The organism is Pseudomonadota bacterium (assembly GCA_026388275.1).
Classification (GTDB): Bacteria; Desulfobacterota; Syntrophorhabdia; order Syntrophorhabdales; family Syntrophorhabdaceae; genus JAPLKB01.
Map to the genome: position 1 here is coordinate 87,575 of JAPLKB010000012.1, position 26,494 is coordinate 114,068.

Genomic DNA, 26,494 nt, shown 5'->3' on the forward strand with positions numbered 1-26,494 from the left:
TATTGAAATAAAAATTTAAGGAGAAAAAACAATGACACACGAAGATGCTGGACATTATGCGGGAAAAAGAGCTGGCGCGGAATTAAATGAGATGATTGCCGCACGGATAAAAGAGAAAATTTCTGAAAAGAGAATATCCTGCGCCGAAGCCCACAAAATAGCGGGTGAACTGAATATGGATCCTGCTGAAGTAGGAACAGCGATTGACTTGCTTGAAGTTCGAATAGGCGGATGCCAGCTTGGTCTTTTCGGTCACGGGAAAGAGAAAAGCATTCCTGAGTTATCCGATAAACTGAATCCTGAAATTGAATCAGCCGTCAAGTCATCCCTTGTCAACGGCCGGCTTTCATGTTTTTCATCATGGGAACTTGCAAAGAGGTTCGGAATATCCAAACGGATGATTGCAGCAGTGTGTGAGACAATGAAAATCAAGATATCTCCATGCCAACTCGGGGCTTTTAAATAATCTGTGAGGGATAAGCTGTTCGTATAACAAGTTTGGGTAAAGGGTTTCAGCAGCAGCCGAAAATCAGATTAAAGGAAGAGGAGGATTTTAATGGAAAAAAAGCTTATATCACAATGTGCAGCCTGTGAACATCCGATCCGTGAACGGGCTTGCATGAGCCCCAAGGGCAAGGGTGCAAAGGGCTGCCCGACAATGGGGTCTCGTACAATATTGGAAAAAGCCCGAAAGGAATATGATAAAGAAGATATCCGGGAATTTGCCAGACAGGCATCTATCCAGGAAGGTGAGTGCTATGCCGGGAGGGATAAAAAACCTTTTGTTATGCATCCAGTAAAACCAAGAATACTTGAAATTGTAGAATTTGCCGAAAAAATGGCATATAAAAAGCTCGGTCTTGTTTTCTGTATGGGGCTTTCAAAAGAAGCTGCTCTTGTAAACGAGATGCCGGAGCATCATGGATTTGATGTTGTATCCATTGTTTGCAAGGCCGGTTGTGTTTCCAAGGATGAAATTGGAGTTAAAGATGACGAAAAAATCCAGATGGGTAAACATGAGACCATGTGCAACCCCATTCTCCAGGCCATGGTGGCCAATGAGGCCGAAACAGACTTCAACATCCTCCTCGGCCTTTGTGTGGGACACGATTCACTCTTTTTCAAATATGCCGATGCGCCGACAACGGTCCTTGCCGTAAAAGACAGGGTCACCGGTCATAACCCTCTGGCAGCAATCTACACAATGGGTAATTTTTACTCCTGGGTCAAATCGGGAAAATCATAGCTCAATTCCGGATATAAGTATTAAAACTCTATTTTTTAATACATAAAAACTCTTTGGAGATTTGAAATAGTACTTAGTCCTTGACATATTATTGGCATATGCTTATAATAGATACATGTCAAGGCCAAAAAAGAACAGATGTATCAACTGTTCTCCTAATTCTTCCTATTTTAAACCCAAAGGCATACCGATCTTTCAACTCGAAGAGGTTGTGTTAAGCATGGATGAATTAGAGGCAATACGGCTTGCTGATTTTGAAGGTCTCTATCATGAGGAAGCAGCAGGACAGATGAATATCTCCAGAGCAACGTTCGGTAGAATCCTTGACAGTGCTCGTAGTAAAGTTGCCGATGTCATTATCAACGGCAAAGCGCTTCAAATAGAAATAGTCAATAAAAAAACGGAGGTTTAATAATGAAAGTATGTTTTGCAGTTCAGGAAGATCAGGGTATTGAAAGCATAGTGTACAACCATTTTGGTTCTGCCCCGGCATTTGTTGTTGTGGATACAGAAATCCAGGGGGCTGTTACGGTTAACAACAAAGACTTAAATCATGTCCACGGGGCATGTAATCCGATCATGGCCATCGGAGGACAGGATGTTGATGCAGTGGTTGTCGGTGGTATAGGCGCAGGCGCCATAAATGGACTTAATGCAGCAGGAATCAAAGTTTACGGTTCGATGAAAGAGACAGTCAAGGATAATCTCGATTTATTTTTAGAGAATAAGCTTCCGGAACTGAGCGTTTTAAATGCCTGCGGCGGTCATCAGGGCGGATGCGCCCATTAAGCGGATACGCCAATTAACAGGAGGCAAATATGCCAATATATGAATATAAATGCGAAGATTGTGGTTCAATCAGTGAGTTCATAGTACTCGGGAAGGCTGAAGAATTGCATTGCAAACACTGTGACAGCAAGCATCTTGAGAAACTCTTATCGGCGCACAATACTGCAAATTCAAGCCAGAATTCCATGCCGAGTGTTCCGGGAGGATGTTGCGGCGCACCGAATTCCTGCGGGAACCCTGGAAGTTGTTGCGGAGGATAAAAGAGCAGCAGGGCAAATTGTTCATATTCCATAGAGGTTTTCGGGGTTTTAGTAAAAAAGTTTCTAAGAAACCCAGGTCCTTTCGGAGTAATGTGAATTCGCTTGCATATCTTGCGGCTTTGCCGCAAGATAATTGACTCAAGTTTTTTATTTTCTTAAGAAGCGCTTTCAAACGTTTAATTGGAAAGTGCTTTTAGGATCTGCAACATTGATGAACTTACTGATATTCATATTCCTGATCCTTTTTCCTGTCTCTTTGCACAGTTCAATCTCGACAACATACTGCCTTGGGTGTCACGAAAAACATAAAGAATTCAACCATGGGAAAATAACCTGTCTCCAATGTCACGATGATATAACTTCGGTACTCCATGATGATAAGTTAAAGAAACCCTCATGCAACACCTGCCATAGTCAGACAACCCAAGAATACTCAAAATCTATTCACAGCAAAAGAAATCTCTCCTGCAAGGGTTGTCATAACGTTCATTTTTTAAAAGAAGGAGAGCGTAGTTGCCTTGAATGCCACAAGAATGTATCGCATAATTTGCTGCCATCAAAGGAAAAGCATCTCAAGGCGCTGGGCTGTCTTGCCTGTCACGGTAAATCAACAAAAACTGAGTTACTGGTAAACATAGATATGGGCATGAAAGATATTATAAAAGAAAAACTAATAGACCCTGACATGAACGGATTTTTGAATCGCATCGAATGGGACCATCTTCAGGCCATACTTCAGAAGGAGTATAAAGGCAGATATCAAATAAAAAAACAGTATTTGGTTAAAGCGGACTCTCATTCCGTCATGAAGAAACCGGTAGCCTGCAATACCTGTCACAATGAGAAAGGGCTTTTTCAGCAAACAAGGGTAATGATAAAAGGGGGAAAATCCTCTTTATTTTCCTCTGATCCAAAGATATTTATCCCTGAATTGCCTTCTATAGATAAATACAAGCTCACTGTCCACGGCAAAAAGGGCATTAAATGTTCTGGCTGTCACGTCTCTCAGGAACGCATCAATGACAGTGTTTGCGTGACCTGCCATGACAGCATATATGGGATATATAAAGACACCGCTCATGCTAAAAAGGGTTCAGCCGGATGTATCGACTGCCATAATCCCCATCGTGTAAAAACATATAAAGAATTGAACAACCAGAAAAGGCTTGCTGTGTGCTCCCGCTGTCACAAAAACTATATTGATAAACACAAATGGTTGCCTAATACAGTTCTGCACTTCAATTACCTCGAGTGTTCCACCTGCCACAGTCCCAATTCAACAAAAAGCATGGTTTTTAATTTTGCCGTCAGGGAGGAAGGCAGGGTCAAGCCTCTGGCATTTGAATATTTTGAAAAAATATTCGGTAATAATACAGAATTACGCAAGATTATAGACCGCAATAAAGATGACACTGTTTTCTGTAAAGAACTGGCAGATTTTTTTATTGAATTAAAGAAAAGGTCTCAAAAAGAAGTTACGATAAACAGCTCTATTATTATTACAAAAAGTTACCACGACTATTCGGAAAAAAATATCAAGAGCAAAGTATGTGCCACATGCCATTCTGAAAAAGCTCCATTCTATGAGTCCATGTTCCTTTCCATTCCTGAAAAAGGAAAAACCGTCCATATCCCTGTCAAAGGACCTGTGCTTTCAGCTTTTCCGACATCAGTATTTATCGATATGTGCCTTTTAGGGGAAGGAAAGATACACGCTAATGATTTTTACAACATTTTGAAGGCAAAGCAAGAAGATCGGACTCAACTTATAGATGAACTCGGTTTCAAATTAATTGATCTTGTTGGCATAGTATTTTCTGTGTTGATTCTGTCTGGAATTGCCATTCACATTTTTTTAAGGATTGTGACAAAGAAATGAGTAAATTATACCTGCACCCTTTACCAATAAGAATATGGCATTGGACTAATGCTTTTATAGTCCTTGTTCTTATTATGACGGGCATTCAAATGAGAGCGCCCTCAATTCAAATATTCCATGATTACAGAATTGTTGTACTGCTCCATAAATATTTCGGCTTTGCTCTGGCAGGGTCATTTCTCTTCTGGTTATTTTACAATCTTTTTACCGGCAATATTAAGAAGCATTACATTGTGTCTTTTATGGACATGAAGAATATGCCCGGACAGGCACTTTATTACCTATTTAATATCTTCAGAGGAAAGAAAAACCCCTTCAAACCGTTGCCTGAAAACAAATTCAACTCTTTGCAAAAACTTGCCTACTCCTCGGTTATGCTTGTCTTTGTCCCTATTATCACTTTTACCGGTATTCTGTTCAGTGATATTCTTTACTTTTTCTCCTGGATAAAGGCCATGGGAGGATTGCGGATTTTGGATGCAATTCACATTACAGCAGCTTATATTTTTATTTTCTATCTTCTCGTACACATTTACATGGCAACCTTGGGGTCGAAGCTGAATTCATATATAAAAAGCATGATAACCGGGTATGAGGAAGAGTAATTAGTTTCTGGATGGACAATGATTAAGCGCATAAAGATGAAGAAATACATATCCCCTATTTGTTCAGGGACATTTGGATTCTGGAAGAAAAGATCTATAATATGAAAAGCCAGAACGACAACGCAAGGATTATCCGGTAGATGCCGAAGCTGATAAAGGTATGATGTTTTATGAAATTGAGGAGAAATTTTACACTCAACAGGGCAAAAACAAAAGAAAGAATAAAACCGATAGATAAAAAGTTTAACTGCGCCACTGAAAATTGACTTGCATTTTTCATCAAATCCAGCGCTGTTGCTGCCAGCATGGTCGGTATAGCCAGGAGAAATGAAAATTCAACGATTGTTTTTCTTCTCAGATTCAGTATCAATCCTCCCACAATTGTAGCAGCCGATCGGGAGACACCGGGGATCATGGCAATAGACTGGAACAGGCCGATCAGAATTGCCGTACGATAGGGAATGGCGCCGATATCTTCTACCGCATTGTCCTTTTCTTTATGGAGAAGTTCAAACACAATAAGGCATATCCCTCCGATAAACATCGACCAGAGGACTATCTGGTTGCTCCCCATTAGAAAGTGTTTGATGATTTTATAAAAGAGAAGGCCCAGGGCTGCTGTGGGAAGAAAAGCTACTATCACCCTTTTGAGTACCTCGAAGTTGACAAGCAAGGTCTTCCAGTAAAGAACAATAACCGACATGATCGCTCCAAACTGGATAACTATTTCAAAGGTCTTGAGAAATTCTGTCTGTGAAAGGCCCAGTAAACGGGCTGTAAGCATGAGGTGACCTGTTGATGATATGGGCAGAAACTCTGTTACGCCTTCAACAATACCGAATATAAGCGTCTGAAGCAGATTCACCGGATTATTGAACTACATCTGTCTTCTCTTGTCAAAGATATTTTATTCCATTTCCAAATCTAAGCGCTATCATCGTTGGCTTCGTCATTACCTCCGCTCGACGTACTATTTGAGTACGCCTACGTCGGCTCTTCCTTGCCGCCTTGATATCATCTTAGATTTGAAAATGGAATTAACCATGCACTTTAACAGTCTTACCTATTCCTCCTGTTCTTCCCCGAACAAAGCATGGATATATGCCCTAAGACTGTTTCGCATGGAGTTTTCGTCTGACAGGTAAACCTTTTTATAGATGGCGTCGCCCATCCCGTACAATGCGTCGAATATTTCCGGATCAAAATGCGATCCTCTATCTTTTTTCATTATGTCTATAGCTTCATCATAGGAGAAGGCCTTTTTATAAGGCCGGACAGTTGTCAATGCGTCGAAAACATCGGCAACGGCAAAAATCCTTGCATTTATGGGAATATCCTTGCCCTTTAATCCCAGCATGTATCCGGAACCATTGTATTTTTCGTGGTGGTAGAGAACAACATCAATACAGTCAATAAGCCAGGGGTAACTACTGATAATATCCGAGCCGTGCTGCACGTGGCACTTCATGATGTTGAACTCATCGACGGTCAGTTTTCCTTCCTTAAGGAGGATATTGTCGCTTATGCCGATCTTACCTATATCGTGGAGAAAAGATCCCTTTATGAGGCTTCTCATTTCCGCTTTGGGATGTCCGATCTCCTCGGCAATGTTAAGCGTGTACAGGGTAACGCGATAGTTATGGTCGCTCGTACCATGGTCCCGTTTAGCTATGGCACTTCCCAGAACCTCGAGCACCCCTATGTTTGCCTCGCGCAGGGATTTTGATGCCTCTTCGAGCATGAGCTTCTTTCTTCTGAGATTTTCTATAAGTTGTTCAAGCCTTTCCTCGCGCGCCTCTACCATAACAATCATCATGCCGAATGCCTCGGCAAGTTCTGTTATTCCCGCAGGATATCTTTCTGATTTTGTCAGCTCGAAGATCTCACTGGCAGCCCGGTAGTCCCCTTCTGAGACTTCCTTTGCAGCCCTTGCCAGGCAATCCAACAAGCTGTTTAAATTACTTTCTGACATTTTAACGCCTTAAGGGTCTTAAGAAATTCCGTTCGTGAAAGACCGGATAAACAATCTTTATACGTGAAATGGCCCGTTGATGATATGGGCAGAAACTCTGCCATGCCTTCAACAATACCGAATGTGAGCACCTGAAAAAGCTTCACTGGAATATTGAACAATATCCGCATTCTCTTGTCAAAGATATTTTAACCCACATTTTTCATTAAGATAAGTATAGGTATCGGACTGCCAACAACCTATCCGAACTTAAGGTGTCTTTTGAAAAAGCGACAATAAAAAAGCGCCGGTGTTATAAACCGGCGCTTTTTGCCTCACCGTTGTTTATCGGATATTTTATCCTTTAGTCACCTTAAAAACATGGATCTGGTTGCAGGATTTCCCTATATTTGGGGAAGGGTTAAGGAAAATGTCGAGACTGTATTTAATGCAAACAGACTCTCAAATATTTCCCTGGAAATAAAGTGGAGGTTTTTTGAAAAAGACGGTTTGGGTCTTGCATTGAAACCCGGCATTACACTGCCCACAGGCAACCATTGGAATAACTTTAATTTTTTGAAACGTATTGTTAAAGGGCAGAACTGCAGTTGGTTTTTTGAGCAGAAAATCCCTATGGGCAGCCATACAAGAACTGGCTGGCCGAAGGTGCCTGCTATGGTATGCACCACAACAATATCAGTATGATTTTCTTTATATCTTACCCCTCCTTCTCAGTGTGTCATCATCGCTGATGGGCCGAATGATTTTCTTTTGGCTTTCGTAGACAGAAACAGTATTGAGACCGTCAAAAAGGTCTTTTATTTTTGATAACTCCTCCCTCTTAAGCGGTTCAACATCGCAGGGCCTCAACGGAGTATTGATTTGTATCTCATCGGGATGGATATCTTTTGCTATCGCTGCAATATCTCCGGCATATTGAATATTTTTATGCATGAACATAATCTGCAACGCAAATTTTCCCTGGAAATGTTTCCTAAATTCCTTTATCCCTTGAACAATGACATCAAATTCTGCCCCTTGAAATGGCTGATTTATAGCCATGAAAGAATCCTGTGAACAGGCATCCAGTTTAGCGATAACAAAATCAGCAGAAGAAAGTTCCTTCTGAACATCCTGCCAATACAATAGAGATGAATTTGTGATAACTGCGACAGCCTCTTTTCTAATTTTCCTTATAGTATTAATAGTATCGCCCAGATTTATTGCCAGAGTGGGTTCTCCTCTCCCTGACAGGGTGATGTAGTCTATGGTGATATCGGCAGGCAGCATTTCTAATTCTCTTACAATCATGTCCTCCGGAACATAAAGCTGCCGCGTCGCAGTAAGGGATTTTGTTTTTCCCAACTGGCAATATACACAATCATAACTGCATATTTTTTCTTCCTGTGACAGCAGGTCTATCCCAAGAGAACTTCCAACTCTCCACGAGGGAACAGGTCCATAGATGTATTTAAATTTTTTCTCCATAATGTCTACCTCCTGACATAAAATATGCAAAAGACCTTACTACACGAATAGATTAGTTACCTCAGGATAGATCATAACGGGCCGCCACCTGTCCTTCGAAGAATATGGCAAATCCTGGAAGTGCTGCTGCAGAAACCACCACAAGCCTCTTATCCAATGAGGTATAATTTATGCCGAAAAGGATAAATATGCATGTACTGAAGGCAAGACAGAAAGGGCAATCAACGTTTTTCAAAACCTGAAAACCGATGAGGTGTAGCGCCACACCTGCGGCTGATCTACCTAATTTGATTCGGTTCACCAAGGCTTGCCGCAATCTCTGTTGCACATGCAAATCCATCACATGCAGTTACTCTGTGCTGATTCTGATATTGTTATCCTGATAAAGATATAATTGTTTTCATCTCTTCCGAGGGCTGCCTTGATTTGTATTCCATGACTTACCCCTCCTGGAATTCGAACGCGGTATCCTTGCCGTTTTCTGCCAATGACAACCAAAACCACCCTTTCAGTTCCATGCCGGGCTTCCTGAGGAGTAAGAATGAACTCATAGAGTTGCCCCGGAATGACTTTCAGAATCGCGTTTTTTGTAAAGAGACCTGATCTCTTGCAGCGTTCGTTCCATTTCATCATAAGTTGATATCTGCGGTCCATTCTCTCATCAAAGTGATCATAAACATATGACGTTGTGGAGTGAGGGTTATGCATAAGATCATATTCCTTCCGCTTCTGCACATCTCCTAGGACAGAATAGGCTTCACTTATCTTTTTGAACTTTTCTTCGGCATCAGGATCTTCCTGGTGATGGTCAGGATGATATTCGAGCGCCAATTTCCTGTAAGCATTTTTTATTTCAGAGGCTGAGGCATCCCTTGTTAACTTAAGTATGAAGTAATAGTCTTTCCGGATCATTGGATAAAATCCCTTCTAATAGCAATATTATACTCACACGGGGAACCCGTTGTTTTATCCCGATTGTTATTATTATTTAGATTTATTTTTTTGTGATCAACTGATCACATTGTATCAGCCTCACCCAACTCCCATAATATAAATTGTATCACTTTCGTTCAGTGACGCGTTCATCCTTTCACCGTAAGATAAAAAACCTATTTGATTAACAGATACACGGAGTTCCATATCAATCTCTTCTTTATCGTCTAAAATGGCCTTCTTTACACCATTGCCGAATTTTTTTATTAACTCATTTACCAGATCCTGCAAGGTATTCCCGGGAAACGTAAAATCAATGTCATTTTTTTTACCTAAAAGTTTATAAAGTGGGGCCACTCCCTTTATTGAAAGATGAATTTTCATATCTTTACCTCTCTGCTATATATTGTTTATAAGCCATTTTTTCTAATTTGAAGATACCGTGTGTTTTTACATGTGATCAATTCTTTCCATACCGATTTTACAATATTTATGTGCAAGATCTACGTAAAGACCTCTTGACCAGGTCCAGGAATCCTTTTCTTTTTGTGACATGTCCCGGATTTTTTTCGCCGGGTTGCCGGCCGCAATTATCGCTCCGGGGATTTTCTGCTCACGTTTCACTATTGTGCCTTCCGCTACAGTGGAGCCGTCTCCTACCTCGGAGCGTATGCTTAAAATAGCACCCATGCCTATCCCGCAATAATCACCAATTCTCTTTGCGTGTATAATTGCTCCGTGCCCGATAATTACTCCTTTGCCTATGGAGCAAACATCATCAGGCGGCGCATGAACCACAACGCCTTCCTCAACCGCTGTTTCGTCCCCTATCTCAATAGTACCATAGTCCCCTCTGAGGATTACGCCGTGTCCTATATAACAATCATTCCCGATTCTGACATCTCCTATTATTAAAGCGGTTTCACTTACATATGTACCGTTCCCGAAAACCGGCTCCTTTCCGTCAAATCTGTATAGCATTCTAACTCCTTACATGTTTATTAAAATAGTCCATGATTGCCATCCGAAGCGCTGAAATAGCCAACGCCGAATAATGAACCTTGGATTCGGGCAATCCGTCCAGGGCATTTACTATGTCATCTTCAGTGATCATTATTGCATCATCAAGGTCTTTACCTGTTACAATCTCTGACATTGCACTGGCACACGCTATGGCAGCAGGACAACTCTTTATCTGATATTTTACGTCAGTTACCTTATCGTTTGATACTTTAATAAAAACCCTTAAAAAATCGCCGCATGAAGGATCTCCTATTTCGCCGACATCGCTTGCATCCTCAATAGTGCCGGCATTTCTGGGATTTTTGAAGTGCTCGAGCACCTTTTCGCTGTATCCATCCATTTCTGCAACCTCCCCCCTGTGCACCTGCAACCACTTTTACGTCCTTTGCACAGCTCTCTCATTATTTCCGAATATAACTATCCGCTCTACAATATCATCAAATTTCTGAGCTGTCTTTGTATTGGCGTAAGAGTGCATATAAGGCTTTTCCTCGTCGCCGCTCTTTACAATATCCGGGTCAAGAGGTATCTTTCCGAGGAAAGGGACCTTGAATTTTTCCGAAAGTTTTTCACCGCCGCCGGATGAAAATATGTTTACTTCTTCGCCACAGTGAGGGCAGACAAATCCGCTCATATTCTCTACAATTCCTGCTATGGGAAGACCGAGCTGTCTGCAAAAAACAATGCATTTTTCCACGTCAACTGTGGCAACCTGCTGAGGTGTGGTAACGATAATAGCGCTGCTTTTTTTGCCCAGGATCTGGGCAATAGAGAGGGGTTCATCGCCGGTACCGGGAGGACAGTCTACCACAAGGCAATCCAGGTCCCCCCAGACCACATGCTGGAGAAACTCCCGTATAATTTTGCCTTTCATAGGTCCTCTCCAGATTACCGGCGTCTCGGTCCCGTCAACCAAAAGCCCCATAGAAATAACCTTCAGTTGATTGTAGACCTCAACAGGAACAATCTCTTCATTTTTAATGCCCACACGCTGTCCTGACAGGCCAAGCATTTTAGGCACGCTCGGTCCGTGGATATCCACATCAAGTATGCCTGTTCTCAATCCTCTCAAAGATAGACTTAAGGCAAGGTTTACCGCTACAGTGCTTTTCCCTACGCCGCCCTTGCCTGAAAGAACCACAAAGATCTGGTTAATTCTTGCCAGTTTTTCCTCCAGCAACTTATCGTCTGCTGTATTATCTGTTACTTCTCCACAATTCATATTTCCTCCAGAATAGATTTTAGTTTTGCATATATTTCTATTATTGACTTGTTTGCCTTGAACCCCGGGGCGTAATCAAGGATTGTTTTTAGCTTCTTTCTACGCTTCCGTTGTTAGCTATGAGCTTGTCTCCTTTCCTACCAGTGCTCGTTTACATCCGGACCTGTCAGCTTAGCAAGACTGCTTTCCTCAAATTCCCTGATTGCCTGTACAACTGTCTTATTCGATACCGTATATACCTCAATGCCGGCAGCTCCGAGCACTCTGAATGCATTGGGACCCAGATGCCCGCTGATTATCGTTTTTGCCCCGGCATTGATGGCATTTTGAGCGCTTTGAATACCCGCCCCCTGGGGGGCGTTAAAATTTTGCATATTTTCAATCACATCAAAGCTTTTGCTTTCAGGGTCATAGATTATAAGTTTTCTGCATCTGCCGAAGCGCTCGTCAACCATGCCTTCCATGGTTCCGTCAATACTTGTTATTGCTATTTTCATTATTCCTATATCTTTTTCAATAGTTGACACATCTCTTTTTTGATATATATCTTCTCCTTTCCACCCGTGCCTGCACACATCTCTCCAGCCGCAGGGCGGGATAAATTTTTCATCAACCGATACATTTCCCCCATCTATCCTCAGTGCCTTGCCTTTAACAACAGTGTGGGCCATTTTTTCATGAGCGGATAATAAAAGGCGGTGGAATGTAGGCTGGGATACATTCATTTGCACTGCCGCTTCTTCCTGCGGTATACCGAGAAGATCTTTCAGCCTTATCGCTTCCAGCTCATCATGGCGGAGAACGACTTCTTCAATGTCCGCCATCTTTACACCTGCCGGTTTGAAGTATGTTACCTGGGGGAGAAAACCTATATTGCTTATGCACCGCGGACGTGGCATATTTTATCTCCTTTGTAGATAGGCTGTTAAATCAATGTAGTAGACCATGCTATATGAATATATATTCAAATTAATGGATTGTCAATAAAATTAGCCCGACACTGTTACTTATCTAATGGTAATATGGGATTAATGTAAAGACATTCGTACGCATGAACTATCGGCACCGATAAACAGTCTATGAGTAATTGGCTAATCGCCCAAACTATGAGTCCCAACTGATCCTGGCGCTATGGCCAAAAACAAAATGAATTCCTATAAATATCAATTTCAGATATAATAGATAAAAATCAGGGGATCCACGGATCGCCGGTAAATCAGTTCCACTGGTGCCTTTTTTCTGCGCAATTATAAAATGGAGGCAAAAAATGAGCTATGTCAGAACAATTGAGAGAACGGCAAATCAACTTCTCTTTGGCAAAACAGCCATTATAACCGGCGCAAGTTCCGGCATAGGACGTGCCACAGCTTTGACCCTCGCACAGGCAGGCGCTGCGGTGGTGATTCAGGCTCGGCGTAAAGACAGACTGGATGAATTGGCTTCGGAAATCTCCCGGCAGAACGGCAAAGTACTGGCTGTGACTGGCGATGCAAGCATTCAGGCAGACATTGATTTGCTTCTGAATCGTGCCCTGGCTTGGGAAGGAGGAGGGTGTAAGTATGATATCGTTGTTGTCAACGCCGGACATGGACTGGCAGGCGGTATCCTGAGCAGCGATGAATCCCGGTGGCAGGAGCTTTACCATATTAATGTTCTTGGTGCTACTTACCTGATGCGTCGGGTTGGACAATACATGGCTCAACGAAAAACAGGAGACATCATAGCCATAGGTTCGGTAGTCGGACGAAACATTTCGCCCTTCGGCGGATTTTACGGTTCAAGCAAATTTGCCGTTGCCGCAATTGCGGAAGCTCTTCGCCGTGAGATCTGCGCACATGGTGTACGCGTTTCCACGGTTATGCCCGGCATTGTGCTTAGCGAATTCCAGGAGGTAGCAGGCTATAATAAGGAAAATTTTTTCAATACCGTTAACCAGTTCGGCGAATTACTTGAACCCCGGGACATTGCCGAAGGTATTTACTGGCTTCTCACATTGCCGCCTCATGTCAATATCAATGAAATCATGATTCGTCCTACCGGTCAAAATTATCCATGATGCAGCGTAAGAAACAAAAATACAGGAGGCTTATGGTATGGTTATCATTATTCTCTATGTGATATTGGGCTTGGTGGCAGGAATCTTTAGCGGGCTAATTGGTATTGGCGGAGGAATTATTATTATTCCTGCACTTGTATTTTTATTTGGTTTTTCACAACATCAGGCACAGGGGACAACATTGGCTCTGCTGGTACCGCCAATTGGTTTGCTTGCAGCATGGATGTACTATACGCAAGGGTATGTAAATATACAGGCAGCAATTTTTATATGTTTGGGGTTTTTTTTAGGCGGCTTTCTTGGGGCAAAGTTTGCAATGGTATTGTCAAATATTGTCCTTGAAAAAATCTTTGGCGTAGTGCTCCTGCTGGTTGCATTAAAGATGATATTTGCCAGATAAATATGGGTTTAATGATTGATTTTTACTTCTTTTAAAGGCTGTCAGGCCATCCTCGAGATGTTTTTCAGGATTGACAGTTTTCGTTTTGCTTGCTATAGAATGAATTATGTAAACCAGGTATTTTGGATATGCAAAAATCGAGTAAAAGGGGGTACAGCATGGAAGGAAATCGGGAGCCAAAGGGTTGGAGTCCTTACATTGCCGGAGCATTAACAGGATTGCTGCTTGTGTTTTCCGTCTGGTTTACCGGGAAATATGTGGGAGCTTCAACAACGTTCGTACGGTCGGCAGGATTCATTGAAAAAGCTTTTAATGCAGAGCGTGTATCAAAGATGGAATATTTCATAAAGGAGATGCCCAAGATTGACTGGCAGTGGATGTTTGTGGTGGGGATATTCTTCGGTTCCATTGTCGCTTCAACAACATCCAAAAGTTTCAGGTGGCAGGCCGTACCAACCATGTGGGAGAATAGATTCGGGCCGGGCAGGACAAAAAGGGCAATTGCAGCCTTTGTCGGCGGCATAGTCGCCATGTTCGGGGCGCGTCTGGCAGACGGGTGACCGAGCGGCCATGGACTGAGCGGTTCGCTCCAGTTAGCCATAAGCGGATTTATTGCGTTAATATGTTTCTTTATCGGCGGAGTTATCATGGCCAAAATACTATACGGGGGAGGTGCCAAACATGAATGAACTCGTATATGGTCTCATAACAGGCATTATTTTCGGCTTTCTCCTGCAAAAGGCAAGGGTAATCAGATATGACAAGCAGTTGGGCGCTCTGCGCCTTATTGATATGACGATTGTAAAATTTATGCTTTCCACGGTCCTTGTAGCAATGGTAGGCGTTTATCTGCTGAAAGACCTCGGCATTGCCAAACTTTCCATAAAGCCAACAATACTGGGGGGCAACATTATAGGCGGGCTCATCTTCGGCATCGGATGGGGCTTGCTTGGTTATTGCCCCGGCACATCCCTCGGAGCCTTCGGTGAAGGAAGGTGGGATGCAGTTTGGGGTATCCTGGGCATGCTTGCCGGAGCGGCATTGTTCGCCGAATTCTTCCCTGTTCTTAAAAATACTGTTCTGAAATGGGGTGTTTACGGGAAGATTACCATACCGGAAGCGCTGGGAATAAACCACTGGATTGTCATCGTAATATTTATCATAGGAGGGTTGTTCCTTTTCCGGTGGTTTGAGAAGAAAAAACTTTAAACATGCTTTCAGGGTATGGAATTTAAATGTTATATTGCAAATTATTGGAATGCGTGAAGAAATGAATCACCCCGCGGCAAGCTTCGGGGTATTAACCCGCGGGGCAATAAAAAACATTACAAAAGTGAAAACCAAATCTATGCGAGGTAAATTGTGAAAAAAACTGTTTTATGGATATCTATTTCTATTCTCATATTTATAATGATTTATTTCGGGATTTCCATTGCATTGATCATAGGCGGCAAGCCAAAAAAACAGGCTCCAAAAAAGAGCAATCTGACATTCAAAGAGCTGCATATCGACTACAGAAACATACCGATGCTGAAGACTTTTACTGCCAGAGACAGCAAACAATTGGCATATCGGTACTACCCGGCTCAATCGGATAGGGCTATTATCCTGCTGCATGGTTCGGGATGGCATAGCCGGTATTTTCTTCCTCTGGCAAGTTTTATAAGCTCTGAGGGCTTGGCCCGTGTATATACTCCTGATTTGCGGGGACATGGCCATTCACCAGAAAAGCGCGGCGATGTCGACTACATTGGCCAATTGGACGATGATCTGGCAGATTTTATCGCCATGATTCGAAAGGAGAATCCTAAAACAGTACTTATCGTGGGCGGCCATTCGTCAGGAGGCGGATTGGCAGTACGGTTTGCAGGCAGTAAATACGGGCAGCAGGCAGATGCCTACATGCTTTTATCCCCCTATCTCCAGTATAATGCACCTACTATCCGCCCATACTCCGGAGGATGGGCGAGACCTTATACCGGTCGAATCATCGGGATCACTATGCTCAATAATATCGGGATCAAATGGTTTAACGGCATGACTGTTATTGACTTCAACATGCCGGAAGAGGTGCGCGACGGGACCGAAACCTTATCATATTCCTATCGACTCAGTACATCCTTCGCTCCTGGCAACTACAAGAAAGACCTCAGCGCCATAACCAAACCGCTATTTGTTGCCGCCGGTACCGCTGATGAAGCATTTTTCGCTGATAAATTTGAGCCTGCAATTTCACAATTTACAAAGGTGAAGGTGAGACTGTTGAAGGATGTAACACACATGGGTGTGGTTGTCGGCCCTGAAATCCGGCCGGTTATAAAAGAATGGCTGGAAAGTCTCGGCAAAAAATAGATTTCTGCTGCAGAAGGGTATAAAACTAACCGGTTATAAAGAGCTTCTCGTTGATGCCCGTTATATTAATCTTGATTTAATAACAGGACCGGAAAACCATTAAGCAATTTGTGAAGTAGTAATGGCAGGAGGGTGTAAGGAAAATATGCAAATGACGGCAACATGGCACTACATAAAGCAGTTACCTAATCGCAAAGATATACGTAAATTCATCTCAGAAAGCTGGTCATTAGGCTGGCCTATGATGATCATTATGTTTTTTGAATTTTTAACCGGTTTTTTAGATATCTTCGTAGCCGGCAGGATAAGCAAGGAGATACAGGCAGCATATGGTTTCGTAATCCAGCTTTACTTTGTTTTTATTATAGTGGGCAATGCTTTCAGCATAGGCGCTGTTGCTGTGGTTTCACAGATATTTACATCAAAAAATGGTAATCGGCTGGCCGAATCAATATATTCAACAATTATGGCTACCATTGCGCTGGGTATTGCACTGGGCATTTCCGGTATTTTTTTAACACCTGTAATTATTGAATTACTGCGTATACCTTCTGAATTAAAACCAATTGTCATACCCCTGGGGAGGATTTATGCTGCGGGCGTGCTGTTTCATTGTCTGCTTATCAATACAAATGCCATACTGCGGGCATGTAAAAAAGTAAAAGCCTCCCTCAAAACAATGGCTTTTGTTTGTTTGTCCAATACTGTGCTGATTTTTTTCATTGTGTTTCATACGAACACAGGTTTTAGAGGAATTGCACTTGCAACAGCAATAAGTGTCTGTCTGGGAAGCATACTGAATATGTATTATACCTGGCCGTTAATGGCAGGATTGAAAAGGTTCTCTGTGAAGATCGTGAAAACCATTGTCAACATAAGCTGGCCTTCGGCGCTCCTTCAGGGGCTCTGGCAAATAAATTCCATGGTAATTTTCTTAATTTTAAGTGCTTTGCCGAAGCACAGCATTGAAGTTCTTGCAGCCCTTTCAGCAGGCGTACGCATTGAGTCGGCTATTTTTCTCCCTGCAATGGCATTTAATATGGCAAATGCTGTAGTTGTAGGCAATCTGCTCGGTGAGGGCAGGAAAGAAGATGCCTTTCGTGGCGGACTTGTTACAACTCTGATAAGTATAGTTGTCGTGTCTTTTATAACAGTTGTTGTTCTTTTGAATGCGAAGTGGATAGCACCTTATTTATCGAATAACAGCATCGTTATTGCTGAATGTATTACCTATATCTATATCAGTATGATAAGTGAGCCTTTTATGGCCACATGGGTAGTACTTGGCGGGGCATTAAACGGCGCAGGCGATACGAAAGGCATGATGATAGTTGTAGGGCTTGTCGTCTGGCTTATACGGGTACCCTTGACTTATATTTTTGTAATATTACTCGGTTTCGGCGCCGTATCCGTTTGGTGGACAATGAATCTCTCACAATTCCTCATGGCATTGTTTATCTTCAGGAGATACTGGAATAGAAAATGGTTAGCACATCCATATGGGTACAAATAATCCGGATATTTTATTGTTGCTTCTCTTAATGGAGAATATGGGATTAAATATTGAGCATTCGATTTTTAATTGCTTCTCGAATGACAAACATGCATACTGCAAATAAGCCATGCGATTTATTGCCGACCTACATATTCACTCAAAATATTCAAGGGCAACAAGCAGGGATATGTGTCCTGAGGCGCTCTGGCAATGGGCACAGACAAAGGGTATTGCTATCATGGGCACCGGGGACTTCACCCACCCGGCATGGCTTGCCGAGCTTAAGGAGAAGATCGAGCCTGCAGGCAACGGATTGTTCACGCTGAAAGAGGAATTTCAGTCAAAAGATGTTCCGGACTCATGCAGGGGGGATGTTTTCTTCATGCTCTCCTGCGAGATCAGCTCTATTTATAAAAAAAACGGCAAAACACGAAAAATCCACTCCATCATATATGTGCCTGACTTTGTTGATGCTGAAAAAATTTATACATCGCTGTCAAGGATAGGAAATCTCCATTCAGACGGAAGACCCATATTGGGGCTCGACGCAAAGGAACTTCTGAAGATTGTTTTGGATATATGCCCTAAAAGCCTTTTTGTACCTGCTCACGCCTGGACCCCTTGGTTTTCAGTATTCGGGGCCGAATCGGGATTTGATACACTGGAAGAATGCTTTGATGAGCTTGCCCCATACATTTACGCCATTGAAACAGGGCTTTCTTCCGACCCTGCCATGAACTGGAGGATTTCGGCTCTTGACAGGATCACCTTTATGTCCAACTCCGATGCCCATTCGCCTGCCAAAATAGGACGGGAGGCTAATATCTTCAATACGGAGTACTCCTATGATGCTGTAACGGATGCCGTCAGGACAAAAAATGGTTTTCTTGGAACAATTGAATTCTTTCCCGAGGAAGGCAAATACCATTATGACGGACACAGGTCGTGTAATGTAAACCTTTCGCCTGGAGAGACAATTGCACATAATTATCTCTGCCCTGTATGCGGAAAGAGAGTAACTGTGGGGGTTATGCACCGGGTTGAAAAACTTGCCGACAGGGAAAACGGGTTCAAACCAGTTGGCGCTTTACCTTTTTACCCGATAATCCCGCTGCCTGAAATCCTTGGAGAAGCCCTTGAAGTCGGCCCTGCCAGTAAAAAAGTAAATGCCGCATATCAGGGACTCATACAGAAACTCGGAAGTGAATTTAAAATCCTTCTGGATTCTCCCCTCGACGATATTGAAAAGGCGGGTTCACCTCTTATCAGAGAAGCCATATCCCGTGTGCGTGCAGGGAATGTCCGCATCACTCCGGGTTTTGACGGCGAATTCGGAAAAATAAAAATCTTTGACAGCACAGAACGGAAGGAATATTCTTCCGAATCATAAGTGTCTATTCATTGTTTGATATTATATCGGTTATTATATACACAGTTTTCCGATTCAATACTGCTTACTATGTAATCGACAGTTTTTCCATTTCTCCGCTTCCTTGTCTAAAGTATTTAAATTTTTTCCATTTTGTGACATAATATTCGGCAACTATGGAAAAAGACAAGAAAACAGCGGTTAAACAAAAAACCCCGGAAAATTTAGTAATATATGACCCTGATAAACCGCTCTATGAAAGACGGCATCTTTGCATTTATTTGAGGGAGTTGCTGGATGAGGCCGAAAAAGAATCAGAAGAAAAAACCCCGGAAAAGCAGCAACAGGAGGATATGAAATGAAACAGTCCCTTGGCGCAAAAACCGTTGTTTATCCGGCACCAGTCTTTGTTGTCGGAACTTATGATAAAGGAGGAAAAGCAAATGCCATGACAGTTGCCTGGGGGAACATCTGCTGTTCAGACCCGCCTTGCGCTGCAATATCCCTGAGAAAGGCCACATATACATACGTCAATATTCTGGAACGCAAGGCCTTTACCATCAGCATACCTTCCGAAAGCTATGTAAGAGAAGCTGATTATTTCGGTATAGCAACCGGGAAAAAGATAGACAAGCTATCCGCAGCAGGATTAACTCCGGTAAAGAGCAATCTTGTAGACGCCCCCTTCATCGAAGAGTTCCCTTTTGCTCTTGAGTGCAGATTGATCCATACAATTGAACTGGGTTTACATACCCAGTTTATCGGGGAAATCCTCGACATCAAAGCTGATGAATCGGTCATTGGCAAAAACAAGTCCATAGATATCGAAAAAGTAAGACCTATTATCTATGCCCCTGGGATACGAAAGTATTTCGGTGTAGGCAAATACCTCGGAAAGGCATTTTCTATAGGCAAAAAAATACGTGACTGATGAGGGGCTTTCTCCTCGGACTCAGTAATGGATTAGTTTGCCTTGCTTACTGTGCTCCCGTCCTTGTGCCTTATATGCTTGGGGAAAACAGGGGAGTATTTCAAAATGTTTCATTAATCGCACAGTTTCTGGCCGGAAGGCTCTTCGGTTATCTCATCTTCGGTATAATTGCCTGGGGGATCAATAAAACCGTACTTGAAACACTCGGTTACAGGGAATTGATCATCGGCATGGCCTACATTGTCCTGTCCCTATCCCTCATTGTGTACAGTATTTTTAATATCAAGACATCCTGTGCAGCGGAACATATCAACAGGTATTTTTATAAAATAAAGGTATTGTGGCCGTCCCTGCTTCCGGTTGTTATAGGATTTGCTACGGGTTTGAATTTCTGCCCGCCCTTTCTGCTTGCTGTTATAAATGCGGCGGCTGTGGGAAGTCTCTTCCAGAGTCTTATGTTCTTTTTTATGTTCTTTATCGGAACCTCCCTCTTTTTCATCCCTGTGCCGCTCATAGGTGTGCTAAGAGGCTTTGGCGTGCTCAGTATCATCGGTAAAATGTCGGCAGGCTTGATAAGTCTCTACTATTTTTATGCTGGCATCATTTTGCTCGTAAGTGGTATAAAAAACATATGACAAACAAAATCAATAAAGCAGAATCACCTGTACAAATAAGTTTTGTAAAAGCTTTGATGCTCACCCTTCCCATGATGCTCTTCACCTTCATGATACTTTCAGCTGGTAAAATACCAACGGATCCGAACAAAATAATTGCCCTGGCAGTTTCCTTTATTTTTGTAAATACAATCTTCTTTCTGATGCTCTACAGGGAAAAAACCGATAAATATCGTGCAGCATTGTTTATTGCCTATGCGGTCTGTTTCGTCATCTCTTTTATCTCGAACCTTATCGAAATTCGGGGAAGCATGGCAATATCACAGGAAAACCTGCTCCTCTGCAAAACGCCTTTCTGTCATATTGTAATACCCATGACGATTATTCCTCTGGCATTGTCAAAAACCATCATCTTTCCGGGAACAATTATAGGCAGTTTTGCATCCATTGCAAGCATGCTGATCATCTGGATCGGGGCAAGCCTTGCCCTTGGCCGGGGTTTCTGCGGATGGGGATGTTTTTTCGGTGGTCTTGACGACGGTTTCTCAAGGATATTCAGAAAACCCATGATAAAGCATATTAACCCGAAATGGCACTATCTCCCTTTTGCAGTACTTCTTGCAGTGGCATTGACTTCTGCTATGCTGCTTAATCCGACATATTGCGAATGGCTGTGCCCTTACAAAACCGTTACGGAATATGTCGAGGTTACATCAGTAAAAATATTTATACAAACAATAATATTCGTTACCCTCTTTTTGGGTCTTGTTATTATTTTGCCGATGCTGACAAGGAAAAGGACACAGTGCGGCCTTTTCTGCCCCTTTGGCGCCTTTCAATCCTTTACAAATAAAATTAATCCCTTTGAGATAAGGGTTAATCAGGAAAATTGTATAAAGTGTAAACAATGCATCCAGGCATGCCCTGCCTTCTCAATGACTGAAGAAACCCTGGAAAAGGGCAAAACACGTTTTACCTGCATTAAATGCGGGAAATGTGTTGATACCTGCCCGAAGGGAGCTCTTTATTTTCATGTGAAGGGCACTCCTTTTACAGGAAATGCAAGCACTTACCGTCTGCTTTTTCTGTACCCGGCCTTTCTATTTCTAGTGACAATGGCCAGCCGTAATTTTCAGGATGTCATTATACGGATCATCAGACTTATCACAACAGGGAGTATACTTTCATTATGAAGGGATTGCAATATGGGCAGGTTTAAATCTATTCTCGGATATACAAGTGCGGTACTCGCCTTCCTTGTTATCCCTGCCACATTCATAGGACTCAATTACTTCAGTTCAAAGCTCGTCTCGGTTACAGGAATAAAGGTCTCTCCACGGTTCACCGGCGGAGAGGTTATAAAGACCGTTGATCATAATACATATAAAACACTGATCCATCGTCCGGTTTTTGACGGACTCATCGGGGAACGCCAAAACGGTTTTATCCAGATAAACTGGGAACGCCAAAACAACTGGCCCCAAATTATTGAAGAAAAAATTGATTATAACAGAGATAATCTCGAAGATTTTTTCATAAGCATTGAAACAAAGACCGGTAAAGCAACGCTTACGGCATATAACCCTTCTGTTGTGGGAATCGGACAAACCTATGTACTGAAATCAGGCTGCGCAGCAAGAATCCTCCTGAAGAAACAATAAGGGTTAATTACAGGAAGAATTTCCCCGGATTCATAAGCCCTTCAGGGTCAATGGACTGTTTTAAAACCTTCATTACCTCAAGGGCTTCGCCGTGCTCCTGAGGCAAAAACGCCCTCTTGCCTGTGCCTACTCCATGCTCGCCGGTGCATGTGCCGCCGAATTCAAGGGCCTTATATACAATTTTCCGGTTCGCCTCTTCTACCCGGTTCCACCGGTCTTTGTCGTCAGGATTGTCCAGCACTACTACATGTATATTTCCGTCGCCTGCATGACCGAAAACATATGCCAGTAGGTCTTTTACCTGTTCTTTTGTAAACTGTACCATTTCGCGGTAACAGGACAGAGGTACGGCAACATCCATAATAAGGGGGAGCAATCCGGGATGAGACCTTTTAATTGACTCGAATGTGAGATGGCGCATCTCCCATAGGCGGCTTCTTTCGGTCTGCCCTATGCCCTTATCAATAGATACAAGACTGTTTTCACGGCATATCTCATCAACAAAGGTCATTTCCTCCTTGAGTCCATTCTCGCTGAATCCGTGGAATTCCATAAGCAGTGTCGGCAACTCTTCAAGGGACAGATTATGGTCTTTGTTCAGAGCCCGGATCACCTTTTCATCAAGAAATTCCATAGCAGCAGGCGAAAGCCCTGAATTCATGATCTGAAACACTGTATTCGTTGCATCAAACACTGAAGGAAAAGTTGCCCTTACTGCCATAAAGTTGACCGGCAAAGGGATAAGTCTTAACGTTGCTTCAGTGATGAGCCCCAGTGTGCCTTCTGACCCCACAAAAAGGGATACGAGGTTGTAGCCGGATGAACTTTTCCTTGCCCTGTTTCCTGTATGAATAACCTTGCCGCCCGGCAGAACAACAACGAGCCTCATCACATAATCCTTTGTTGCGCCGTATTTCACTGTACGGATACCGCTGGCATTATTGCCTATCATGCCGCCTATAGTAGCGGCTGCTCCTGGATCAGGCGGAAAGAAAAGACCATGATGACCAAGAACTTTGTTCAGTTCCTTGTAAATCACCCCGGCCTGGAGGTCTACCTGAAAATCCTGCTGGCGTATGGCAATGATCCTGTCCATCTCCTGAAAATTTATCAGTATCCCGCCATTAACAGGTATCGGGTTGCCTTCAAGGCTTGTTCCGGCACCCCAGGGGGTAACCGGGATATGCTTTTCATAAGCCCGTTTTACAATGCGGCTCACCTCTTCTGTTGTATGAGGCCAAACAACAACATCAGGAGGCATGTGCCTGTGATAAGACTCGTCATGGGAATGAGTCTCCAGCACTGATTCCCCTGTGGAAACCCTGTCCCTGTCAAGGATTGTTTGTAAATATTCAATATCATCAGCGCTTATCATTAATACATCCCCTTATATAATTTGGTATTTTGCATCATTGTGTTCATTATTTTCCAAGTGTTTTCCCTTGGACGGTCAACAACAGATAAAAAAGCAAAAGTTGTCATTTTCTACTCTCTTTTTATTCTCCATTATCTCCAATATATTTCAGGCCTGTCTTTACTGAATCTTTACGCTCAATGACGAGGTCAGCCGGAGGCGGGCGCCTTTCCAGCTGATTGGCTCATGCATTTGTTATCCTGTTTTTGAAGTCAGTTCTCCCTCTATATATCGATGGATTATACCGGAAATAAGGGTTTGATAAGGTATTCCCATTTCCAGTGCTTTCTTTTGAATGCCTTGGTAGTCGTGGTCATAGAGGCGTATAGTTATTCTTTTGTCTTTAATTAAAGTTTTTTTCGCTGTCGCCTGTATCGCTTCAATCTCCTTTTTTGATGGAGTGGAAAGTTTCATCTTCCCTTTCTCATAGGCATTAATAATGGTCTTTTCTTCTTTGTCGAATTTCATGTCTTGCTAACCCTCCTGTTCCTTCTTATATGCCCTGGTTGCCTTGCGGCTGGGGATAATCGTCTTCAGGAAAACATATTCTTTTTCAACCACATGAGGAACGAGATAAATATATTCCTCTACAATAACGAAGTATATCTTTTGCCCGGGGTAGTTTTCCTGGTCCGGATGATCGGCAAGCTTCCAAACGTCGCCTCGGGCCAGATGAAAAACTATCCTCTCAAAAGATATACCCCTTTCTGCTTTCAACCACTCGTTTTTATGGGAGTCCCATTCATATTTCATGTTTTAAGTGTACATCGTTTGTCTGTACAAATCAAGGTCATCGTTTCGTTTTATCAATGAGGATAATACGAAGTTGAACCACCAAGGTACGAGGTCGGCCCGAAAGATTTATTAGCCTATCTCTTCTTTTTTATGCATGAATACCGCTCCAATCGAACAAATAAAACCCGTAGCGTACTCCTTTGTACTCCACTCAAGATCAAAATCAAAACATGTCTTTGTCAGCGCAGAAACGTCTACACCCAGCGATTCGAGACTGTAGATTCTTTTTTCCGGGTTCTTGCAGGCACGGGAACCTTCTGCTACAACACATAAGTCGCAACTCAAGCATGAACCGGACCCGGCAACTACGTACCCTTGTTTTCTATGTCTTAATAACTCCTTAACCAGGATGCTTCTGGCTTTTATGAAGCATTCTTTGTCCATGTTCTCCTGGATTTCATGTTTCCCGAAACGCTCTTGCGGTATCCTGATGCATATTACTCTTGCATACTTTTGGTCGTCTACATATCCACGGAAGTCAGGGCTGTATGGAGGACAAGCAAGGTTCTTGCCAAACTCATGGCATTCTTCACATGCTTCCCTGTATTTCTTCCCATGGACGATGGAAGAGATAGATATCGTAGCCTCGTATTGTTCATAGTACAGCGGTGAGCCAGATACACCTTCTAATTCTTTGATTTCAACTTGAAATTTCTTTTCTTCAGGTGATGGATTGAGATGTGCGGTTCCCATATTATTTTCTCTTCAGGCTAACGTAGGCATCACCGGGAGGCGAGTGCCTTTTTTCGCCGATCGCGTGCACGTCATGATTATCCGCCTTATTGTGGCTGTGGGTATGGAGAAAACTGATCTGCCACAGCCCACCACTTGCCGTTTTCTTTAACAAAGAAAAACATATCACGGCCACCCATCTCGACTAATTGCCCTCCTATCTCGAAGGCCATATCAAAGTAGTATGTGACAACAGCCGCATCACCGTAGATTTGGATCTTGGGGTCAATCTCCTCCCAACTGCGGACCTTTGCCATGGATAAGAAACCGACCCACCCCGCAACACAGTCATCTCTGCCTTCGCGCCGATTTCTATCCGTTGGCGTAATTGCTACCATGTCTTTGTGAAAGAAGTTTTTGAGGTCTTTTCCGTCGCTTTTCGTCCATGCATCATTCAGCTTTCGCAATGTCTCCCATACTTCACGCTCTTTGCCTTGAAACAGTGGCTCCATATAATCCTTCTCCTTTTTTCGGATAACGAAAAGATAACCGGGAGTGGTCCGCCCCAGGGCCGCGATCCGTTTCATCGACTTGCTGGCTCATCATGATGATTCGGCCCTACTTTCCTTTTAGTTCATCCCACTTGTAATCAATTAATTCAGTTAACACACCGTTAAGTCCTTTGGGATGGATCAACGCAAATTCACAATCCCGAAATGACCTGGCAACCTCCCCCTTTTGGTCAGGAATAAACTGGTAGTTTTCAGCTTTCAGTTCCATGGTGGCTTCGCGGGTGCTATTCACGTTAAGACTTACCACCATGACGCCTTCACCGTTCTTCTTGATCCATTCTGCTACTGGTCCGTCAGATGTCGTCGACTCCATCAGTTCAAAACCAACCTCCCCGATCCAGTAACGGGCCACGCGAATATTTTCAGACTCATCCACATAGCGATCGTCCGGTTCTGATTTGCCCAACACAGGTTCCCATGTTCTCCGAGCCTCCTCCAGATTCCTGACTGCGATCGAGATATGATCCAGTTTGTTTATCTTCATTGATTCCTACCCTTCGCACGTCTATCACTCACGCGTGATAAATGCGCTCTTTGATGTTCTTGTGATGCCAGTGAAAAATTCAGCGCGGCGCTTTACGGATGCGCTGGAATGCCTGGTTGGTCAACTTATTGTTATTTAACTTGTTTGTCACTATTATTTCTTTTTAGTCTTACCAATTAATTCAAATGTCAGTGTCTCGTACTATTATACAAGACACCAATAGACAAAGGGAATACAATTTGATAGGTTTCTTAAAAGGTAGGTTGTGTGGGTGGTCAGGTCG

35 protein-coding genes and 2 pseudogenes are annotated in these 26,494 nt (G+C 42.9%); 20 read left to right on the forward strand and 17 right to left on the reverse strand.

Annotated features, from left to right (window positions below; translation table 11 throughout):
- The first annotated feature begins 31 nt into the window (after positions 1-31).
- The 7 genes from NT010_03260 (at position 32) to NT010_03290 (ending at position 4,779) form a co-directional block, all read left to right on the forward strand.
- Entirely contained in the window at positions 32-466 is a 435-nt protein-coding gene (locus NT010_03260; protein ID MCX5805078.1) for a hypothetical protein, read from the forward strand.
- Positions 467-556: 90 nt separating this feature from the next.
- Positions 557-1,246, forward strand: a complete 690-nt coding sequence (locus tag NT010_03265) for a DUF1847 domain-containing protein (protein ID MCX5805079.1) — start codon at positions 557-559, stop codon at positions 1,244-1,246.
- Positions 1,247-1,361: 115 nt separating this feature from the next.
- Positions 1,362-1,658 carry a DUF134 domain-containing protein gene (locus NT010_03270; GenBank protein MCX5805080.1) on the forward strand — a complete coding sequence of 99 codons (297 nt, stop codon included), beginning with the start codon at positions 1,362-1,364 and terminating at the stop codon, positions 1,656-1,658.
- Positions 1,659-1,660: 2 nt separating this feature from the next.
- Positions 1,661-2,035 carry a diguanylate cyclase gene (locus tag NT010_03275; GenBank protein ID MCX5805081.1) on the forward strand — a complete coding sequence of 125 codons (375 nt, stop codon included), beginning with the start codon at positions 1,661-1,663 and terminating at the stop codon, positions 2,033-2,035.
- 29 nt (positions 2,036-2,064) lie between these two features.
- The gene (locus NT010_03280) at positions 2,065-2,295 is read left to right on the forward strand and encodes a zinc ribbon domain-containing protein (GenBank protein MCX5805082.1); all 231 of its coding nucleotides are present in this window, start codon (positions 2,065-2,067) and stop codon (positions 2,293-2,295) included.
- Positions 2,296-2,506: 211 nt separating this feature from the next.
- Positions 2,507-4,174: a hypothetical protein gene (locus NT010_03285; protein MCX5805083.1), complete on the forward strand. Its 1,668-nt coding sequence runs from the start codon at positions 2,507-2,509 to the stop codon at positions 4,172-4,174.
- Complete coding sequence (locus tag NT010_03290) at positions 4,171-4,779, forward strand: cytochrome b/b6 domain-containing protein (GenBank protein ID MCX5805084.1); 609 nt, start codon at positions 4,171-4,173, stop codon at positions 4,777-4,779. Before NT010_03285 ends, NT010_03290 begins: the two co-directional genes overlap by 4 nt.
- Before the next feature lie 94 nt (positions 4,780-4,873).
- Here the strand turns inward: NT010_03290 and NT010_03295 are convergent, their stop codons facing one another.
- From NT010_03295 to NT010_03305, 3 genes and pseudogenes are all read right to left on the reverse strand, one after another.
- Complete coding sequence (locus NT010_03295; GenBank protein ID MCX5805085.1) at positions 4,874-5,644, reverse strand: undecaprenyl-diphosphate phosphatase; 771 nt, start codon at positions 5,642-5,644, stop codon at positions 4,874-4,876.
- Positions 5,645-5,842: 198 nt separating this feature from the next.
- Positions 5,843-6,751 (reverse strand): HD-GYP domain-containing protein, encoded by a 909-nt coding sequence (locus tag NT010_03300; GenBank protein ID MCX5805086.1) that lies wholly within the window; start codon positions 6,749-6,751, stop codon positions 5,843-5,845.
- Between the two features lie 68 nt (positions 6,752-6,819).
- Positions 6,820-6,915: pseudogene (locus NT010_03305) on the reverse strand (undecaprenyl-diphosphatase).
- Positions 6,916-7,111: 196 nt separating this feature from the next.
- On the opposite strand from NT010_03305, the gene NT010_03310 reads away from it, so the two are divergent.
- On the forward strand, positions 7,112-7,435 hold the full coding sequence (locus NT010_03310; GenBank protein MCX5805087.1) for a hypothetical protein: 324 nt from the start codon (positions 7,112-7,114) through the stop codon (positions 7,433-7,435).
- 6 nt (positions 7,436-7,441) lie between these two features.
- Here NT010_03310 and NT010_03315 read toward each other — a convergent pair whose 3' ends face one another.
- The 8 genes and pseudogenes from NT010_03315 to NT010_03350 all read right to left on the reverse strand — a co-directional run bounded on the left by NT010_03315 (position 7,442) and on the right by NT010_03350 (position 12,295).
- Positions 7,442-8,218 (reverse strand): radical SAM protein, encoded by a 777-nt coding sequence (locus NT010_03315; GenBank protein ID MCX5805088.1) that lies wholly within the window; start codon positions 8,216-8,218, stop codon positions 7,442-7,444.
- 61 nt (positions 8,219-8,279) lie between these two features.
- Entirely contained in the window at positions 8,280-8,519 is a 240-nt protein-coding gene (locus NT010_03320) for a hypothetical protein (protein MCX5805089.1), read from the reverse strand.
- 410 nt (positions 8,520-8,929) lie between these two features.
- Positions 8,930-9,130, reverse strand: a pseudogene (locus NT010_03325) (DnaJ domain-containing protein).
- A gap of 120 nt (positions 9,131-9,250) precedes the next feature.
- Complete coding sequence (locus tag NT010_03330; protein MCX5805090.1) at positions 9,251-9,535, reverse strand: hypothetical protein; 285 nt, start codon at positions 9,533-9,535, stop codon at positions 9,251-9,253.
- A 66-nt stretch (positions 9,536-9,601) separates the two neighbouring features.
- Positions 9,602-10,132, reverse strand: coding sequence for a gamma carbonic anhydrase family protein (locus NT010_03335; GenBank protein ID MCX5805091.1), 531 nt, complete (start codon positions 10,130-10,132; stop codon positions 9,602-9,604).
- Between the two features lies 1 nt (position 10,133).
- A complete protein-coding gene (locus tag NT010_03340) occupies positions 10,134-10,514 on the reverse strand; it encodes an iron-sulfur cluster assembly scaffold protein (protein ID MCX5805092.1) in 381 nt (126 codons plus the stop codon).
- A 36-nt stretch (positions 10,515-10,550) separates the two neighbouring features.
- A complete protein-coding gene (locus NT010_03345) occupies positions 10,551-11,396 on the reverse strand; it encodes an Mrp/NBP35 family ATP-binding protein (protein MCX5805093.1) in 846 nt (281 codons plus the stop codon).
- Between the two features lie 137 nt (positions 11,397-11,533).
- Complete coding sequence (locus NT010_03350; GenBank protein MCX5805094.1) at positions 11,534-12,295, reverse strand: DUF134 domain-containing protein; 762 nt, start codon at positions 12,293-12,295, stop codon at positions 11,534-11,536.
- 368 nt (positions 12,296-12,663) lie between these two features.
- Here NT010_03350 and NT010_03355 point away from each other — a divergent pair, with 368 nt between their 5' ends.
- From NT010_03355 to NT010_03410, 12 genes are all read left to right on the forward strand, one after another.
- Positions 12,664-13,452 carry an SDR family oxidoreductase gene (locus NT010_03355; protein ID MCX5805095.1) on the forward strand — a complete coding sequence of 263 codons (789 nt, stop codon included), beginning with the start codon at positions 12,664-12,666 and terminating at the stop codon, positions 13,450-13,452.
- Between the two features lie 37 nt (positions 13,453-13,489).
- Positions 13,490-13,852, forward strand: a complete 363-nt coding sequence (locus NT010_03360; protein ID MCX5805096.1) for a TSUP family transporter — start codon at positions 13,490-13,492, stop codon at positions 13,850-13,852.
- 158 nt (positions 13,853-14,010) lie between these two features.
- A complete protein-coding gene (locus NT010_03365; GenBank protein ID MCX5805097.1) occupies positions 14,011-14,541 on the forward strand; it encodes a YeeE/YedE thiosulfate transporter family protein in 531 nt (176 codons plus the stop codon).
- Positions 14,534-15,061, forward strand: a complete 528-nt coding sequence (locus tag NT010_03370; protein MCX5805098.1) for a YeeE/YedE thiosulfate transporter family protein — start codon at positions 14,534-14,536, stop codon at positions 15,059-15,061. Before NT010_03365 ends, NT010_03370 begins: the two co-directional genes overlap by 8 nt.
- Before the next feature lie 153 nt (positions 15,062-15,214).
- Positions 15,215-16,204: an alpha/beta fold hydrolase gene (locus tag NT010_03375; GenBank protein ID MCX5805099.1), complete on the forward strand. Its 990-nt coding sequence runs from the start codon at positions 15,215-15,217 to the stop codon at positions 16,202-16,204.
- Between the two features lie 145 nt (positions 16,205-16,349).
- Entirely contained in the window at positions 16,350-17,717 is a 1,368-nt protein-coding gene (locus NT010_03380; protein ID MCX5805100.1) for an MATE family efflux transporter, read from the forward strand.
- Positions 17,718-17,826: 109 nt separating this feature from the next.
- Positions 17,827-19,089: an endonuclease Q family protein gene (locus NT010_03385; GenBank protein ID MCX5805101.1), complete on the forward strand. Its 1,263-nt coding sequence runs from the start codon at positions 17,827-17,829 to the stop codon at positions 19,087-19,089.
- Positions 19,090-19,244: 155 nt separating this feature from the next.
- Positions 19,245-19,430, forward strand: coding sequence for a hypothetical protein (locus NT010_03390; protein MCX5805102.1), 186 nt, complete (start codon positions 19,245-19,247; stop codon positions 19,428-19,430).
- Positions 19,427-19,999 carry a flavin reductase family protein gene (locus NT010_03395; protein ID MCX5805103.1) on the forward strand — a complete coding sequence of 191 codons (573 nt, stop codon included), beginning with the start codon at positions 19,427-19,429 and terminating at the stop codon, positions 19,997-19,999. Before NT010_03390 ends, NT010_03395 begins: the two co-directional genes overlap by 4 nt.
- Complete coding sequence (locus NT010_03400) at positions 19,999-20,634, forward strand: sulfite exporter TauE/SafE family protein (protein ID MCX5805104.1); 636 nt, start codon at positions 19,999-20,001, stop codon at positions 20,632-20,634. The genes NT010_03395 and NT010_03400 overlap by 1 nt, the downstream gene beginning before the upstream one ends.
- Positions 20,631-21,806, forward strand: coding sequence for a 4Fe-4S binding protein (locus NT010_03405; GenBank protein MCX5805105.1), 1,176 nt, complete (start codon positions 20,631-20,633; stop codon positions 21,804-21,806). The genes NT010_03400 and NT010_03405 overlap by 4 nt, the downstream gene beginning before the upstream one ends.
- A gap of 12 nt (positions 21,807-21,818) precedes the next feature.
- On the forward strand, positions 21,819-22,274 hold the full coding sequence (locus NT010_03410; GenBank protein MCX5805106.1) for a hypothetical protein: 456 nt from the start codon (positions 21,819-21,821) through the stop codon (positions 22,272-22,274).
- Between the two features lie 7 nt (positions 22,275-22,281).
- Here the strand turns inward: NT010_03410 and NT010_03415 are convergent, their stop codons facing one another.
- From NT010_03415 to NT010_03440, 6 genes are all read right to left on the reverse strand, one after another.
- Positions 22,282-23,649, reverse strand: coding sequence for an FAD-binding oxidoreductase (locus tag NT010_03415; protein ID MCX5805107.1), 1,368 nt, complete (start codon positions 23,647-23,649; stop codon positions 22,282-22,284).
- Positions 23,650-23,883: 234 nt separating this feature from the next.
- The gene (locus tag NT010_03420) at positions 23,884-24,156 is read right to left on the reverse strand and encodes a hypothetical protein (GenBank protein MCX5805108.1); all 273 of its coding nucleotides are present in this window, start codon (positions 24,154-24,156) and stop codon (positions 23,884-23,886) included.
- Between the two features lie 6 nt (positions 24,157-24,162).
- Positions 24,163-24,441, reverse strand: a complete 279-nt coding sequence (locus tag NT010_03425; protein ID MCX5805109.1) for a toxin — start codon at positions 24,439-24,441, stop codon at positions 24,163-24,165.
- 111 nt (positions 24,442-24,552) lie between these two features.
- Entirely contained in the window at positions 24,553-25,176 is a 624-nt protein-coding gene (locus NT010_03430; GenBank protein MCX5805110.1) for a DUF2284 domain-containing protein, read from the reverse strand.
- Between the two features lie 86 nt (positions 25,177-25,262).
- Positions 25,263-25,667: a nuclear transport factor 2 family protein gene (locus NT010_03435; GenBank protein ID MCX5805111.1), complete on the reverse strand. Its 405-nt coding sequence runs from the start codon at positions 25,665-25,667 to the stop codon at positions 25,263-25,265.
- Between the two features lie 106 nt (positions 25,668-25,773).
- Complete coding sequence (locus NT010_03440) at positions 25,774-26,211, reverse strand: VOC family protein (protein MCX5805112.1); 438 nt, start codon at positions 26,209-26,211, stop codon at positions 25,774-25,776.
- Between the last annotated feature and the right edge of the window lie 283 nt (positions 26,212-26,494).

Coding starts and splice junctions, on each gene's coding strand:
- NT010_03390 (MCX5805102.1), top strand. CDS start 19,245: ATGGAAAAAGACAAGAAAACAGCGGTTAAACAAAAAACCCCGGAAAAT.
- NT010_03355 (MCX5805095.1), top strand. CDS start 12,664: ATGAGCTATGTCAGAACAATTGAGAGAACGGCAAATCAACTTCTCTTT.
- NT010_03315 (MCX5805088.1), bottom strand. CDS start 8,218: ATGGAGAAAAAATTTAAATACATCTATGGACCTGTTCCCTCGTGGAGA.
- NT010_03275 (MCX5805081.1), top strand. CDS start 1,661: ATGAAAGTATGTTTTGCAGTTCAGGAAGATCAGGGTATTGAAAGCATA.
- NT010_03350 (MCX5805094.1), bottom strand. CDS start 12,295: ATGCCACGTCCGCGGTGCATAAGCAATATAGGTTTTCTCCCCCAGGTA.
- NT010_03430 (MCX5805110.1), bottom strand. CDS start 25,176: ATGGGAACCGCACATCTCAATCCATCACCTGAAGAAAAGAAATTTCAA.
- NT010_03380 (MCX5805100.1), top strand. CDS start 16,350: ATGCAAATGACGGCAACATGGCACTACATAAAGCAGTTACCTAATCGC.
- NT010_03335 (MCX5805091.1), bottom strand. CDS start 10,132: ATGCTATACAGATTTGACGGAAAGGAGCCGGTTTTCGGGAACGGTACA.
- NT010_03415 (MCX5805107.1), bottom strand. CDS start 23,649: ATGATAAGCGCTGATGATATTGAATATTTACAAACAATCCTTGACAGG.
- NT010_03260 (MCX5805078.1), top strand. CDS start 32: ATGACACACGAAGATGCTGGACATTATGCGGGAAAAAGAGCTGGCGCG.
- NT010_03435 (MCX5805111.1), bottom strand. CDS start 25,667: ATGGAGCCACTGTTTCAAGGCAAAGAGCGTGAAGTATGGGAGACATTG.
- NT010_03330 (MCX5805090.1), bottom strand. CDS start 9,535: ATGAAAATTCATCTTTCAATAAAGGGAGTGGCCCCACTTTATAAACTT.
- NT010_03405 (MCX5805105.1), top strand. CDS start 20,631: ATGACAAACAAAATCAATAAAGCAGAATCACCTGTACAAATAAGTTTT.
- NT010_03265 (MCX5805079.1), top strand. CDS start 557: ATGGAAAAAAAGCTTATATCACAATGTGCAGCCTGTGAACATCCGATC.
- NT010_03400 (MCX5805104.1), top strand. CDS start 19,999: ATGAGGGGCTTTCTCCTCGGACTCAGTAATGGATTAGTTTGCCTTGCT.
- NT010_03385 (MCX5805101.1), top strand. CDS start 17,827: ATGCGATTTATTGCCGACCTACATATTCACTCAAAATATTCAAGGGCA.
- NT010_03285 (MCX5805083.1), top strand. CDS start 2,507: ATGAACTTACTGATATTCATATTCCTGATCCTTTTTCCTGTCTCTTTG.
- NT010_03280 (MCX5805082.1), top strand. CDS start 2,065: ATGCCAATATATGAATATAAATGCGAAGATTGTGGTTCAATCAGTGAG.
- NT010_03440 (MCX5805112.1), bottom strand. CDS start 26,211: ATGAAGATAAACAAACTGGATCATATCTCGATCGCAGTCAGGAATCTG.
- NT010_03340 (MCX5805092.1), bottom strand. CDS start 10,514: ATGGATGGATACAGCGAAAAGGTGCTCGAGCACTTCAAAAATCCCAGA.
- NT010_03425 (MCX5805109.1), bottom strand. CDS start 24,441: ATGAAATATGAATGGGACTCCCATAAAAACGAGTGGTTGAAAGCAGAA.
- NT010_03300 (MCX5805086.1), bottom strand. CDS start 6,751: ATGTCAGAAAGTAATTTAAACAGCTTGTTGGATTGCCTGGCAAGGGCT.
- NT010_03290 (MCX5805084.1), top strand. CDS start 4,171: ATGAGTAAATTATACCTGCACCCTTTACCAATAAGAATATGGCATTGG.
- NT010_03270 (MCX5805080.1), top strand. CDS start 1,362: ATGTCAAGGCCAAAAAAGAACAGATGTATCAACTGTTCTCCTAATTCT.
- NT010_03420 (MCX5805108.1), bottom strand. CDS start 24,156: ATGAAATTCGACAAAGAAGAAAAGACCATTATTAATGCCTATGAGAAA.
- NT010_03410 (MCX5805106.1), top strand. CDS start 21,819: ATGGGCAGGTTTAAATCTATTCTCGGATATACAAGTGCGGTACTCGCC.
- NT010_03370 (MCX5805098.1), top strand. CDS start 14,534: ATGAATGAACTCGTATATGGTCTCATAACAGGCATTATTTTCGGCTTT.
- NT010_03360 (MCX5805096.1), top strand. CDS start 13,490: ATGGTTATCATTATTCTCTATGTGATATTGGGCTTGGTGGCAGGAATC.
- NT010_03310 (MCX5805087.1), top strand. CDS start 7,112: ATGGATCTGGTTGCAGGATTTCCCTATATTTGGGGAAGGGTTAAGGAA.
- NT010_03345 (MCX5805093.1), bottom strand. CDS start 11,396: ATGAATTGTGGAGAAGTAACAGATAATACAGCAGACGATAAGTTGCTG.
- NT010_03395 (MCX5805103.1), top strand. CDS start 19,427: ATGAAACAGTCCCTTGGCGCAAAAACCGTTGTTTATCCGGCACCAGTC.